General features: G+C 69.2%; 12 protein-coding genes. 5 read left to right on the top strand and 7 right to left on the bottom strand.

From position 1 onward, the window contains the following. Nucleotides 1-241: 241 nt before the first annotated feature. Both zapE and Q5Z10_RS01120 read right to left on the bottom strand, forming a co-directional pair. Nucleotides 242-1,342 (bottom strand): cell division protein ZapE, encoded by a 1,101-nt coding sequence (gene zapE, locus Q5Z10_RS01125; RefSeq protein WP_303637528.1) that lies wholly within the window; start codon nt 1,340-1,342, stop codon nt 242-244. Beyond that, nucleotides 1,339-2,010 (bottom strand): alpha/beta hydrolase, encoded by a 672-nt coding sequence (locus Q5Z10_RS01120; RefSeq protein WP_303637527.1) that lies wholly within the window; start codon nt 2,008-2,010, stop codon nt 1,339-1,341. Before Q5Z10_RS01120 ends, zapE begins: the two co-directional genes overlap by 4 nt. A 43-nt stretch (nt 2,011-2,053) precedes the next feature. Between Q5Z10_RS01120 and Q5Z10_RS01115 the strand changes: the two genes are divergently transcribed. Then, nucleotides 2,054-2,911 (top strand): EamA family transporter, encoded by an 858-nt coding sequence (locus Q5Z10_RS01115; protein ID WP_303637526.1) that lies wholly within the window; start codon nt 2,054-2,056, stop codon nt 2,909-2,911. Between the two features lie 80 nt (nt 2,912-2,991). Here the strand turns inward: Q5Z10_RS01115 and Q5Z10_RS01110 are convergent, their stop codons facing one another. From Q5Z10_RS01110 to Q5Z10_RS01100, 3 genes are all read right to left on the bottom strand, one after another. Beyond that, on the bottom strand, nt 2,992-4,437 hold the full coding sequence (locus Q5Z10_RS01110) for an ExeM/NucH family extracellular endonuclease (RefSeq protein ID WP_303637525.1): 1,446 nt from the start codon (nt 4,435-4,437) through the stop codon (nt 2,992-2,994). Between the two features lie 120 nt (nt 4,438-4,557). Then, entirely contained in the window at nt 4,558-5,076 is a 519-nt protein-coding gene (locus Q5Z10_RS01105; RefSeq protein WP_303637524.1) for a c-type cytochrome, read from the bottom strand. Nucleotides 5,077-5,276: 200 nt separating this feature from the next. Then, the gene (locus Q5Z10_RS01100) at nt 5,277-5,894 is read right to left on the bottom strand and encodes a TetR/AcrR family transcriptional regulator (RefSeq protein WP_303637523.1); all 618 of its coding nucleotides are present in this window, start codon (nt 5,892-5,894) and stop codon (nt 5,277-5,279) included. Nucleotides 5,895-6,050: 156 nt separating this feature from the next. Here Q5Z10_RS01100 and Q5Z10_RS01095 point away from each other — a divergent pair, with 156 nt between their 5' ends. Genes Q5Z10_RS01095 through Q5Z10_RS01085 form a run of 3 tightly spaced genes read left to right on the top strand, consistent with a single transcriptional unit; the run spans nt 6,051 to nt 10,844 of the window. Then, nucleotides 6,051-7,214: an isovaleryl-CoA dehydrogenase gene (locus tag Q5Z10_RS01095; protein ID WP_303637522.1), complete on the top strand. Its 1,164-nt coding sequence runs from the start codon at nt 6,051-6,053 to the stop codon at nt 7,212-7,214. A 10-nt stretch (nt 7,215-7,224) separates the two neighbouring features. Continuing rightward, nucleotides 7,225-8,835, top strand: a complete 1,611-nt coding sequence (locus Q5Z10_RS01090) for a carboxyl transferase domain-containing protein (RefSeq protein ID WP_303637521.1) — start codon at nt 7,225-7,227, stop codon at nt 8,833-8,835. An 8-nt stretch (nt 8,836-8,843) separates the two neighbouring features. After that, a complete protein-coding gene (locus Q5Z10_RS01085; RefSeq protein ID WP_442758932.1) occupies nt 8,844-10,844 on the top strand; it encodes an acetyl/propionyl/methylcrotonyl-CoA carboxylase subunit alpha in 2,001 nt (666 codons plus the stop codon). Nucleotides 10,845-10,868: 24 nt separating this feature from the next. Here the strand turns inward: Q5Z10_RS01085 and Q5Z10_RS01080 are convergent, their stop codons facing one another. Both Q5Z10_RS01080 and Q5Z10_RS01075 read right to left on the bottom strand, forming a co-directional pair. After that, the gene (locus Q5Z10_RS01080; RefSeq protein WP_303637519.1) at nt 10,869-12,032 is read right to left on the bottom strand and encodes a putative peptide maturation dehydrogenase; all 1,164 of its coding nucleotides are present in this window, start codon (nt 12,030-12,032) and stop codon (nt 10,869-10,871) included. Then, nucleotides 12,029-12,154, bottom strand: a complete 126-nt coding sequence (locus Q5Z10_RS01075; protein WP_303637518.1) for a hypothetical protein — start codon at nt 12,152-12,154, stop codon at nt 12,029-12,031. Before Q5Z10_RS01075 ends, Q5Z10_RS01080 begins: the two co-directional genes overlap by 4 nt. Between Q5Z10_RS01075 and Q5Z10_RS01070 the strand changes: the two genes are divergently transcribed. Then, nucleotides 12,153-12,437, top strand: coding sequence for an NHLP-related RiPP peptide (locus tag Q5Z10_RS01070; protein ID WP_303637517.1), 285 nt, complete (start codon nt 12,153-12,155; stop codon nt 12,435-12,437). The two genes, Q5Z10_RS01075 and Q5Z10_RS01070, sit on opposite strands and share 2 nt — an antisense overlap. Nucleotides 12,438-12,444 lie beyond the last annotated feature (7 nt).

Raw genomic sequence — 12,444 nt, 5'->3', positions numbered from 1 at the left:
TTGGACCTGCTGGAACGGGCTGCGCAGTCAAGCCCGAAAAGCGTCGCTGCGGTGGCAATCAGCGCCCCACCAGCGGAACGATGACAGCTTCACATGACAGTGATGAAACTGGCCAGGGACAACCCTGTGGATAGGTGGTGGGCAGCCGGTGGGCAGCCGGTGGACCGGCGGTTGCGACGGCCGGCCAGCGCAGGCGGGGCGCAGCGCCCGTGCCGGCCAGCGGCCGGCGCGAGCCGGGGGCTCACGCCCGGTGCGGGGTACCCAGGTACTCGGCGCTCTGCATTTCGATCAGGCGCGAGGCAGTGCGCTCGAAGGCGCCCTGCAGGCGGGTGCCGGTGTACAGCTCCACCGGTGAGGTGCTGGCGGTGCAGACCAGGTTGACGTGGCGGTCGTACAGCTCGTCGATCAGGTTGACGAAGCGGCGCGCCGCATCCTCGTTCAACCGATCGAAGGCGGGAATGCCGCCCAGCAGCACCGTGTTGAACTCGTGGGCGATCTCGATGTAATCCGAGGGCCCACGCGGGCCCTCGCACAGCGCCGGGAAATCGAACCAGGCAATGCTCTTGCCGCGGCCACGGACGGGAATCTTGCGGCCTTCGATCTGGATGTTGCCGGCCTTGGCCGCCTGCCCGCCGCTGAGCTCGTTCCAGCGCGTGGCCAGCCAGTCGTCGCTGTCGGCGGACAGCGGCGCGCGGTACACCGGCGAGCGGGTCAGCGCGCGCATGCGGTAGTCCTCGGTGCCCTCGGCGTACAGCTCGACGCAGAAGCGCTGCAGCAGGCCGATGGCCGGCAGGAAGCTCTCGCGCTGCAGGCCGTTGAGGTACAGGTTCTCCACCGCCGTGTTGGAGGTGGTGACCAGGGTCACGCCCTCGGCGAACATCCGTTCCAGCAGGCGCGCCAGCAGCATGGCGTCGCCGATGTCGGTGACGAAGAACTCGTCCAGCACCAGCACGCGCAGGTTGCTGCGCCACTCCTGGGCGATCTTCGCCAGCGGGTCGCTCTGCCCCTGGTGCTCGCGCAGGCGCTCGTGGACGCTGCGCATGAAACGATGGAAATGCGTGCGGTACTTCTGCTTGATCGGCAGCCCGTCGTAGAACAGGTCGACCAGGAAGGTCTTGCCGCGGCCGACGCCGCCCCAGAAGTACAGGCCCTTGACCGGCTCGGGCTTCTTCCAGAACGAGGACAGGCGGTCGAGCCAGCCGTCCTCGGCGCTGTCCACCAGGCCCAGATGGATCCGGTCCAGCTCGGCCAGGGCCGCATGCTGGGCCGGGTCGTCCTGCCAGTCGCCGCTGGCAACCCCCGCCGCGTAGCGCTGCGACGGGATCAACTCGGGTGCGCTCATGCCGCCGCGCCCAGCCAGTGCTTGACGCCGTGGGTCAGTGCACCGCGCAGGTCGATCAGCTTGCGGTGGAAGAAGTGGCTGGTCTCGGGCATGCGCACCAGCTCGTGCGGGGCATCCACGCTGTCCAGCCACTGGTAGACGGCCTGCGGGTCAACGATTTCATCCTGCTCGCCCTGGATCACCAGCCAGCGGGCCGGCGGCTGCACGCCATCGAAGTCCCAGCGGCCGGCCGGCGGCGCGATCGAGATCAGTGCCTCGGGCTGCAGTTCGGCGGCGGCCTTCAGCGACACGAACGCACCGAAGCTGAAACCGGCCAGCCACAGGCGGTCATCCGGGCGTTGCGTCCGCACCCAGGCGGCGACCGCTTTCAGGTCGTCCTGCTCGCCCACACCGTGGTCGAAGGTACCGGCCGAGCCGCCAACGCTGCGGAAGTTGAAGCGCACCGTCGCCACGCCCAGCTCACGCAGGCTGTTGGCGGTCATGGTGACGACCTTGTTGTGCAGGGTGCCGCCTTCGGTGGACAGCGGGTGGCAGACGATGGCCACGATCGGCTGCACCGGCACATCGGCCTTGGGCAGGTCGACGACCACTTCCAGCGGACCAACCGGGCCATCCAGCACCAGGCATGCAGTTTCGCCAGCGGCGACAGGGAACGAGGGCTTGTGCATGGCACCATGATAGCGTCCCCCGCCCCTGCCCTGTGCCCGCCCCATGCTCTACCTGTCCCTGGCCGTGATCTGCAGCGTGTTGGTCTCGGTGCTGTTGAAGCTGGCAGCCCGCCGCCCGCTGGATGTCGCGCAGATGGTCACCTGGAACTACCTGGTGGCCGCAGCGATGACGGCCGTGGTGCTGCAGCCACCGCTGGAGGCGCTGCGTGCACCGCATGCGCCGTGGCTGGCACTGCTGGCGCTGGCGGTGGTGCTGCCGTCGATCTTCCTGGTGCTGGGGCGGGCGGTGGCCGTGGCCGGCATCGTCCGCAGCGACGTGGCGCAGCGCTTGTCGTTGCTGCTGTCGCTGGCGGCAGCCTTCCTGTTCTTCGGCCAGACCGCCACACCGTGGAAGCTGGTCGGGCTGGGCCTGGGCCTGCTGGCGATGGTGGCGATCAGCCTGCGCCCGCGCGGGCCGGCGGCGGCAACGACCACCGGCGGCTGGGGCTGGCTGCTGGGCGTATGGGCCGGCTTCGCGGTGGTCGATGTGCTGCTCAAGCAGGTGGCGCTGTCGGGCACGCCGTCGATGGCGGCGGTGCTGGCCAGCTTCAGCGTGGCCTTCGTGCTGATGCTGGTGCTGCAGCTGTGGCGGCATGCCCGCGGCCGCAGCCGGCTGGCCTGGCGCAATCTGGGCGCCGGCGCACTGCTGGGCCTGCTCAATGGCGGCAACATCCTGTTTTACGTGCATGCGCACCAGGCGATGCCGGACAGCCCGGCCACCGTGTTTGCCGGCATGAACATCGGCGTGGTGGTGCTGGGTGCGCTGGTGGGCATGTTCGCCTTCGGCGAACCGACCACCCGCTGGAACCGCGCGGGCCTGGCGCTGGCGGTGCTGGCGATCGGATTGATCGCCTGGGGCTGAAAGCCCGCCGGGCATGGCCCGGCGCTACCCATTCAACCAACGCACCACCACCGGTAGCGCCGGGCCATGCCCGGCGGACGTTACCGGTCGAAACCCAGCAGCAGCGGGTCGTGGTCGGAACTGCGCCATGGGCCCTGCACGTTGCGGCCCTGGTATCCGCTGGCCTCCTGCTCATCGGCATTGCTGTGCCATTCGGCGGCGCCGGCCAGGCGCCGGGCCATGGCCGGGCTCAGCAACGCGTGGTCGAGGCGGCCGCTGTAGCCGTTGTAGACATAGCTGTAGGGCTGTTCGACCCGGGCCACCTTGAATGCGTCCTGCCAGCCCAGGTCATGCAGGGTGCGGATGGGATCTTCCATCGCGTAGGCATTGAAGTCGCCCAGCAGCACGATGTCCTTCACCTTCAGGCGCGCGGCTTCGGCATTCACCCATTGGTTGAGCTGGCGCGCCGATTCCACGCGGGTGGCGTTCCAGCAGCCCTGGCCATCGTTCTGGTCGGCATCGGCACCGCTGGCATCGCGGCAGCCCTTCGACTTGAAGTGGTTGGCCACCACCATGAACGGCGCGCCCTTGCCCTGGAAGGCCTGCGCCAGCGGCGCGCGGCTGTGCTCGGCAAACGGGCCATCGATCCGGGTCAGCGGCTTGCCCAGCGGCTTGAACGACCCACGCTTGTAGATGATGCCGACCCGGATCGGATTGGTGCCCGGGCCTTCACCCGGATCAACCGCCACCCATTCGTCGTTCGGGTCGGTGCGCGGCAGTGCATTGAGCGCGGCCAGAAGTTCGGCGATGGCCGACTGCGGACCGTAGCCGTCGTTTTCCAGTTCCATCAGCGCGGCGATATCAGTATCGAGGGCGCTGATGGTGGCCACCAGCTTGGCGACCTGCGCCTTGTGCTCATCCAGCGTGCGCGCGCCGCGCAGGGTCGGGAAGCCGCCGCCCTGGCCATCACCATTGAAGAAGTTCTCCAGGTTGAACGCGGCGATCTGCAGGCTGCCCGGCACCTGCGGCACCGGCGGGCGCTGCAGTTCCGGCACCTGCAACGCGCCGTCCACCTGCAGGCGGGCACGGCCCTGCGCGTCCACGCGCACGGTGCCTTCCACGTTGCGCAGCTGCATGCCGGTACGCAGCACCGGATTGCCCGGCAGATAAGCCACGCTGCCGGGGTCGCGGGCATCGCTGCCGTCATCCAGCAGCAGGCGGCGGCGCTGGTTGTCGGCCATCACCTGCTCACTGCCCGCGGTGCCCGGTGCGGCCACCTCGGTCGGCTGCCACAGGCGGCCATCGAAGGCGACGGTGAGCTGGCCGAAGCGTTCCAGGCCATCGGTTCCCGCCAGCGTGAGCGGCGCGGCGATGCGCACGTGCTGCCCGTCCAGTGTGCGCCAGTCGGCGGGTGCCGCGGTGAGCACCACGGTGGCGCTGCCGCGCGCGGCCGGATCCGCGGTCGGCGCGGCCTGCGGCTGGGCCTGGGCGAACGCGGCGGCCGGCAGCAGCAGAGACAGGGCAAGGGCGAGGGAACGGCGGCGCATCGACGGGCGACTCCACGAAAGGGGCGCACAGACTAACCCCGAAATGTGCAGCGCCGCTTGCTGGCCGGGATCCGGCCTCGGTAGGCAAAGGCAGAGCCGGCCGCTGGCCGGCACGAGCCGTTACTTGAGGTTGCCCAGCATCCAGTCCACGGTGGCGTGGATCTGCTCCTCGGTCAGCGCCGGGTTGCCGCCCTTGGGCGGCATGATGCCGCCATCCGGGCCGGTGTAGCCCTCGATGGCGTGCTTGTAGAGGGTGTCCTTGCCCTGCGCGATGCGCTTGTCCCAGTGCGAGTGGTCCAGCGTCGGCGCCATGCCCACGCCGGTGGTATGGCAGGCCGTGCACAGGTTGTCGAAGATGACCTTGCCGTCCTTGGTGCCGCCGTAGGCCACCTGCGAGGCGGCCTTGGCCAGCGCCGCGGCCTTGGCGGCGGCCTGCGCGGCGGCGCCGGTGCTGCCGGCATAGACCGCGCCGGTAGGCGAGATGCGCTGTTCGGTGCGCTTGACCGCGGTGGGCGACACCTCGGGCGGAATCCGGGTATGGATGAACGCGGCAAGGAGGATCAGGCCGAGAGTGATGGCCATCAACAGCGCGATCACCATGGAGAAGCGTTTCAGGAACTCCAGATCGTAATTCCGCACTCTTCGTTACCCCTGGCTGGTAGTCGATGGACCACGGCTGAGCGACTGCGTGATGGGCCGAGTATAGAACGCCCTCCGCGCGCGACAACAGGCATCGCAGCTGGTGCGGCGCAGCATGCGGCCGTGGCCGCATGCGGGCAGCGCCGGGCCGCGCCCGGCGAGCGTGCAGCGCGGCAAGAGCCGCCGGGCATGGCCCGGCGCTACTGGTTTACGGGCGCACCGATCGCGCGCAGGCAGAAGCTGCAGATCGCGTCCACCAGCGCGCCTTCGTCGCGATGGGCTTCGCGGCTGGGGGCGGTCGGTCCCACCATCGCCTCGGTGAAGGCACCGACCAGGCAGGCGGCGGTGGCGTGCGCGTCCTGCGCGGGCAGCTCGCCGGCCGCCACGCCCTCTTCCACCAGGCGCAGGAACACGTCGCCGAACGCGCGGCGGCCACGCATGCGCTCGGCCTCCACATCCGGATCGACCGGTTCGACGATGAAGGCATGGGCCAGGCCTGGCCCGGCCAGGGCGCGGCGGACAAAGGCGGTGATCGCCAGGCGCAGGCGCTCGCTGGCCGCCTCGGGGCCGCTGGCGATGCGTTCCATGATCGCCACCTCGTGGGCCACGGCGGCGTTGAGCACCTCCACGAACAGCTCGGCCTTGGACGGGAAGTGCCGGTAGATCAGCCCGGTGGATACCCCGGCCTGGGTGGCCACGGCGGTCACCGGGGCGTTGCGCCAGCCGCCGGCGGCGACCAGTTCGCGGGTCGCCAGCAGGATCCGTTCACGGGCCCCGGCCAGGCGTTCTTCCATCAATGCAGAGCGTTTGTAGGCCATGTTCTGATTCTAGTTTCAATTTTTGAATTTGTATTCACTTCTTGTCCGAACCCCGCTACGCTGGGCCATCGCCCGCGCGGACTGCTGCCGTCAACAGCGTCCGCTCCCCCTTCCGGGTGCGTCCATTCCCCCACCTTCCCTTGTGGAGCCACCGCAATGCACGTGCCATCCCTGAACTTCGATCTCGGCGAAGAGATCGATCTGCTGCGCCAGAGCGTGGCCCATTTTGCCGCTGCCGAGATCGCGCCGCTGGCCGCCGAGGCCGACGCCACCAACCAGTTCCCGCTGGCACTGTGGCCCAAGCTGGGCGAACAGGGCCTGCTCGGGCTCACCGTGGAAGAAGCATACGGCGGCACCGGCATGGGCTACCTGGCCCACGTGGTGGCGATGGAGGAAATCTCGCGTGCCTCGGGCGGCATCGGCCTGTCCTACGGCGCGCATTCGAACCTGTGCGTGAACCAGCTGCGCAAGAACGGCAGCGAGGCGCAGAAGCAGCGCTTCCTGCCCGACCTGTGCAGCGGCGCCAAGGTCGGTGCGCTGGCGATGAGCGAGCCGGGCGCCGGCTCGGACGTGGTGTCGATGAAGCTGCGCGCGGACAAGCGCGGCGACCGCTATGTGCTCAACGGCAACAAGATGTGGATCACCAACGGCCCCGATGCCGACGTGCTGGTGGTCTACGCCAAGACCGACATGGACGCCGGCGCCAAGGGCATCACCGCGTTCCTGGTCGAGAAGGGCATGAAGGGTTTCTCCACCGCGCAGAAGCTGGACAAGCTGGGCATGCGCTCCTCGCCCACCTGCGAACTGGTGTTCCAGGACTGCGAGATTCCCGAAGAGAACGTGCTGGGTGCGGTCGGCGGGGGCGTGCGCGTGCTGATGTCCGGCCTGGACTATGAGCGCGTGGTGCTGTCCGGTGGCCCGCTGGGGCTGATGGCGGCGGCGATGGACGTGGTGATGCCGTACGTGCACGAACGCCACCAGTTCGGCGAACCGATCGGCAGCTTCCAGCTGATCCAGGCCAAGATCGCCGACATGTATGTCGGCCTCGGCGCCTGCCGCGCGTATGTGTATGCCGTGGCACGCGCCTGCGACCAGGGCCGCACCACCCGCCAGGATGCCGCCGGTGCGATCCTGTATGCCGCCGAGAAGGCAACCTGGCTGACCGGCCAGGCAATCCAGATCCTCGGAGGCAACGGCTACATCAACGAGTACCCGACTGGCCGCTTGTGGCGCGACGCCAAGCTGTATGAGATCGGCGCCGGCACCTCTGAGATCCGCCGCATGCTGATCGGCCGCGAACTGTTCCAGCGCACCCTGTAAGGCTACCGCGATGACCGTCCTGAACAGCCAGCTGCAACCGGGCAGCGAAACATTTGAAAGCAACCGCGCGGCGATGCAGGCCGTGGTCGACGACCTGCACGCCACCCTCGCGCGCACCGCGCTGGGGGGCAACGACGCCGCGCGCGCCAAGCACACCGCACGCGGCAAGCTGCTGGTGCGCGACCGCATCGACGCCCTGCTCGACCCCGGCAGCGCCTTCCTGGAGATCGCGCCGCTGGCCGCGCACGGCATGTACGAAGACGCCGTGCCCGCCGCGGGCGTGGTGGCCGGCATCGGCCGGGTCAGCGGTGTCGAATGCGTGATCGTGGCCAACGACGCCACGGTCAAGGGCGGCACCTATTACCCGATGACGGTCAAGAAGCACCTGCGCGCGCAGGAGATCGCCGAGCAGAACCACCTGCCGTGCATCTACCTGGTCGATTCCGGTGGCGCCTTCCTGCCGCTGCAGGACGAGGTGTTCCCCGACCGCGATCACTTCGGCCGCATCTTCTACAACCAGGCCAACCTGTCGGCGCAGGGCATTCCGCAGATCGCCTGCGTGATGGGCAGCTGCACCGCCGGTGGCGCCTACGTGCCGGCGATGAGCGATGAAACGGTGATCGTGCGCGAACAGGGCACGATCTTCCTCGGCGGCCCACCGCTGGTGAAGGCCGCCACCGGTGAGGTGGTGACTGCTGAAGAGCTGGGCGGCGCCGATGTGCACACGCGCATCTCCGGCGTGGCCGATCACATGGCCGACAACGACCTGCAGGCACTGGCGCGGGTGCGCGCGATCATCGCGCAGCTGAACTGGCGCAAGCCGGAACCGGCAATGGCGGTGCAGGCCAGCGAGGAACCGCTGCTGCCGGCGCACGAGCTGTATGGCGTGATCCCGGCCGATACGCGCAAGCCCTACGACGTGCGCGAAGTGATCGCGCGGCTGGTCGATGGCTCGCGCTTCGATGAGTTCAAGCCGCGCTACGGCGCCACCCTGGTCACCGGCTTCGCCCATCTGAACGGCTACCCGATCGGCATCATCGCCAACAACGGCATCCTGTTCTCCGAGTCGGCACTGAAGGGCGCGCACTTCATCGAGCTGTGCACCCAGCGCAACATTCCGCTGGTGTTCCTGCAGAACATCACCGGCTTCATGGTCGGCCGCAAGTACGAACAGGGCGGCATCGCCAAGGACGGCGCCAAGCTGGTGATGGCGGTGGCCTGCGCCAGGGTCCCCAAGTTCACCGTGGTCATCGGTGGCTCGTTCGGTGCCGGCAACTACGGCATGTGCGGCCGCGCATACTCGCCGAATTTCCTGTGGATGTGGCCCAACGCGCGCATCGGCGTGATGGGCGGTGAGCAGGCGGCGAGCGTGCTGGCCACGGTCAAGCGTGATGGCATCGAAGCCAAGGGCGGGCAATGGCCGGCGGCGGAGGAAGATGCATTCAAGGCGCCCATCCGCGACCAGTTCGAACAGCAGGGTCACCCGTACTACGCCAGCGCGCGCCTGTGGGATGACGGCGTGATCGATCCGGTCGACACCCGCCGCGTGCTGGCCCTGGCGCTGTCGGCCAGCCTCAACGCCGCCCCGCAGCAGACACGCTTCGGCGTGTTCCGCATGTAACCCGTGCCATGACCGAGTCTGTTGCCATGTTCAGCAAAGTCCTGATCGCCAATCGCGGCGAGATCGCCTGCCGCGTCATCGCCACCTGCCGCCGGCTGGGCATCGCCACCGTCGCGGTGTATTCCGACGCCGACCGCAACGCGCGCCATGTCCGCCTGGCCGACGAGGCGATCCGCATCGGCCCGGCCGCCGCGCGCGAGAGCTACCTGCGTGCCGATGCCATCCTCGACGCCGCGCGCCGCAGCGGTGCGCAGGCCATCCATCCCGGTTACGGCTTCCTGTCCGAGAACGCCGACTTCGCCGACGCCTGCGTGGCGGCCGGCATCGCCTTCATCGGCCCGCCGGCCAGCGCGATCCGCGCGATGGGTGACAAGAGCGCTGCCAAGGCACTGATGGCCAAGGCCGGCGTGCCGTTGACGCCGGGCTACCACGGCGACCAGCAGGCGCCGGAATTCCTGCGCGCCCAGGCCGATGGCATCGGCTATCCGGTGCTGATCAAGGCCAGCGCCGGCGGCGGTGGCAAGGGCATGCGCAAGGTCGAGCGCAGCGAGGACTTCGTCGATGCGCTGGCCAGCTGCCAGCGCGAGGCGGCCGCAGCGTTCGGCAACGACCACGTGCTGGTCGAGAAGTATGTGGAACGCCCGCGCCATATCGAAATCCAGGTGTTCGGCGGCGGCCGGGGCGAAGCGGTGTATCTGTTCGAGCGCGACTGCTCGGTGCAGCGACGCCACCAGAAGGTGCTGGAAGAAGCGCCGGCCCCGGGCATGACGCCCGAGCGCCGCGCCGCGATGGGCCAGGCGGCGGTCGATGCCGCGCGCGCGGTGGGCTACGTCGGTGCGGGCACGGTCGAGTTCATCGCCGGTCCCGACGGCGATTTCTACTTCATGGAAATGAACACCCGCCTGCAGGTCGAGCACCCGGTCACCGAGTTCATCACCGGCACCGACCTGGTGGAGTGGCAGCTGCGCGTGGCCGCTGGCCAGCCGCTGCCCATGCGCCAGGATGAACTGGCCATCCACGGCCACGCCATCGAAGCGCGCCTGTATGCGGAAGATGCCGACCGTGGCTTCCTGCCGTCCACCGGCACCCTGCGCCGCCTGCGCCTGCCGACGCCGTCGGCCAACGTGCGGGTGGACACCGGTGTGGAGGAAGGCGACAGCATCACGCCGTACTACGACCCGATGATCGCCAAGCTGATCGTCTGGGACGTGGACCGCGATGCCGCGCTGCGGCGCATGCATCAGGCGCTGGCCGACTGCCAGGTGGTGGGCGTGACCACCAATGCCGGCTTCCTGCGCCGCCTGGTGCAGACCGGTTCGTTCGCCAACGCGAAGCTGGACACCGCGTTGATCGAGCGCGAGCAGGCCGCGCTCACCGCGATCGCCGAGGGTGACGCGGCGTGGTGGATGCTGGCGGCGATCGCCGCCCAGGTGAGCACCCCGGCCGCCTCGGCCGATGCACGCGATCCGCACTCGCCATGGCAGGCACAGGACGGCTGGCGCCTTGGCGCGCCGGCAGCACGCGTGCTGCCGCTGCAGCAGGGCGAACGCGCGCATGCGATGAAGGTGTGGACCACCGCCGACGGCTGGCGTGTGCAGCGCGACGACGACGCCCCGCAGCACATCGTCGGCAAGGCCGATGGCCAGGCGCTGACCGTGCAGCTGGACGACCGCCGCTGGCCGCTGCAGCTGCAGCGCGACGGCGACCAGCTGTACCTGTTCGGCAGCGACGGCCAGCATCGCTTCACCCTGCACGACCCGGTGGGTGAATCCGAACAGGCCGGCGCCGATGCCGGCAGCCTGCTGGCACCGATGCCCGGCCGGATCGTGGCCACCCTGGTGGCGACCGGTACGCAGGTGACGCGTGGTACGCCGCTGCTGGTACTGGAAGCGATGAAGATGGAGCACACCCTGCAGGCTCCGGCCGATGGCACGGTGAAGGGCTACCGCGCCAAGGCCGGCGACCAGGTCGGCGATGGCGCCGTGCTGGTGGACTTCGAGACGGCGTGACCCAGGGCGGTCACGCGTTGCCGATCAACGCGTGACCGGCCACACCTGGCCGAGCGGATCCAGCTCTGCCGTCACCTGCGCGGCGGCGCGCCAGCCGGCACCGCAGACCGCCAGCACACCTTCGGCCATCGGCTGCAGGCCCAGCGCCTGCTCGGCCTCGGCCTCGTTGATCGCCGCGGTGACGAAGGCTCCCAGCCCCTGCGCCGTCGCCGCGCTGTAGATCGCCTGCGACACATGACCGGCATCCAGGGTGACCGCGCGATACGCCTTGGCGTGGCTGCGGTACTTCCAGAACGTGCGCTCGAAGCGGCATGCCAGGATCAACAGCACCTGGGCATCGGCGAACCAGTGCTGGCCCGCCAGCAGACGGTGGCAGAACCCCTCCAGATCGCCGGGCTGCGCCGGCAGCGGACCGAGTTCGTGGGCGGTGGCGTGGTAGTGATAGAGGCCGGGCGGCAGTCCCTGCACATTGCGCGCCACCACGTACGCCTCCAGCGGATGCAGACTGCCAGCCGATGGCACGTTCTTCTTCAGGAAGCGCACACCGGGCCCGGTCTCCACCTGCGCCTGGGCCATCAGCACCTGCTGCAGCAGCCGGGCCAGCATCGGCAGCGGCAACGGGCGCGCGCTGTCGTAGTTGCGGCAGGTCGCACGCATCTGCAGCTGTGCCTGCATCGGATCGTCGTCGCAGCGCGGCAACGGCCACGCGCCGGGCAGGCGGGCAGGTGCTTCCGCGGGCGGCGGGCCGAAGCTGCGCACCAGGTCCTGCGCGGTCACCAGCTGGCTGCGCTCCATGTCGCCGAGGCTGTCCACGCCGTCCCAGCGCGAGTGCTGGTAGTGCAGCGCCGACAGCGGCCACCACTGGCTGTCGCGCACCTGCTGTTCGACGGCTGCCGCTGCCGCATGCGCCGGATCGTCACTGACCAGCAGCCCCTGCTCCAGCAGCGCCAGCACCCGTTGCCGGGCCTCCGGCTCCTGCGGCAACGGCTGCCACTGCTCTGCGCTGCACTGGAGCAGCCACAGGCAGCTGGCCGCATCGACCGCGCGCGGCGTCGGCAGATGCGCCGCACGCACCTGCAGCGAATGCTCGAAGCCGACGCCACTGCCACCGGCAAGCAGCGCATCCAGGTCGAAACGCGCACGCTCCAGCGGCTCGACGATCATCGTCCTGCAGCGACGGACCTTCATTCGATGCGCATCCGGGGGCGGAGGTGGCTGGCGATCATAGCGTGCAGCGCGATTCCCGCCATCAATTCCCTGCGCGCGCCGCCGATATTGTTTTTTTCCCCTCCCTGCCGGTAGTGAATCATGTCCCGTTCTCCTCTCTCCCCCGAAGTGGTCCAGACCCTGCTCAAGCGCCTGTCCAGTGACGATGAGTTCCGCGCCGCGTTTGCCGCCGATCCGGCCAAGGCCCTGATCGCGCTGGGCGCCGACGCCGACACCCTTGCCGCCTGCCACACGCCGCTGGACTCGCTGGGCGGCAAGGAGGAATTTGCGCGGGCGGCAGCACTGATGAGCGAACGCCTGGCCGTGGCGGGCCCGTTCAACGTGCCCTTCATGTTCGAAAGCGGCCTGAAGGGGCTGCAGGACTGATCGTCGT

It is taken from the genome of Stenotrophomonas sp. 704A1, assembly GCF_030549525.1.
GTDB lineage: Bacteria > Pseudomonadota > Gammaproteobacteria > Xanthomonadales > Xanthomonadaceae > Stenotrophomonas > Stenotrophomonas tuberculopleuritidis.
Note: the sequence above shows the minus strand (reverse complement) of the source record. Positions and strands in the feature narration are given on the sequence as shown.

What these genes read in the sequence shown, in the direction of transcription:
- Q5Z10_RS01100 (WP_303637523.1), bottom strand. Translation starts at nt 5,894, where the DNA reads ATGGCCTACAAACGCTCTGCATTGATGGAAGAACGCCTGGCCGGGGCC.
- Q5Z10_RS01070 (WP_303637517.1), top strand. Translation starts at nt 12,153, where the DNA reads ATGTCCCGTTCTCCTCTCTCCCCCGAAGTGGTCCAGACCCTGCTCAAG.
- Q5Z10_RS01110 (WP_303637525.1), bottom strand. Translation starts at nt 4,437, where the DNA reads ATGCGCCGCCGTTCCCTCGCCCTTGCCCTGTCTCTGCTGCTGCCGGCC.
- Q5Z10_RS01115 (WP_303637526.1), top strand. Translation starts at nt 2,054, where the DNA reads ATGCTCTACCTGTCCCTGGCCGTGATCTGCAGCGTGTTGGTCTCGGTG.
- Q5Z10_RS01090 (WP_303637521.1), top strand. Translation starts at nt 7,225, where the DNA reads ATGACCGTCCTGAACAGCCAGCTGCAACCGGGCAGCGAAACATTTGAA.
- Q5Z10_RS01095 (WP_303637522.1), top strand. Translation starts at nt 6,051, where the DNA reads ATGCACGTGCCATCCCTGAACTTCGATCTCGGCGAAGAGATCGATCTG.
- zapE (WP_303637528.1), bottom strand. Translation starts at nt 1,342, where the DNA reads ATGAGCGCACCCGAGTTGATCCCGTCGCAGCGCTACGCGGCGGGGGTT.
- Q5Z10_RS01080 (WP_303637519.1), bottom strand. Translation starts at nt 12,032, where the DNA reads ATGAAGGTCCGTCGCTGCAGGACGATGATCGTCGAGCCGCTGGAGCGT.
- Q5Z10_RS01085 (WP_442758932.1), top strand. Translation starts at nt 8,844, where the DNA reads ATGACCGAGTCTGTTGCCATGTTCAGCAAAGTCCTGATCGCCAATCGC.
- Q5Z10_RS01120 (WP_303637527.1), bottom strand. Translation starts at nt 2,010, where the DNA reads ATGCACAAGCCCTCGTTCCCTGTCGCCGCTGGCGAAACTGCATGCCTG.
- Q5Z10_RS01075 (WP_303637518.1), bottom strand. Translation starts at nt 12,154, where the DNA reads ATGATTCACTACCGGCAGGGAGGGGAAAAAAACAATATCGGCGGCGCG.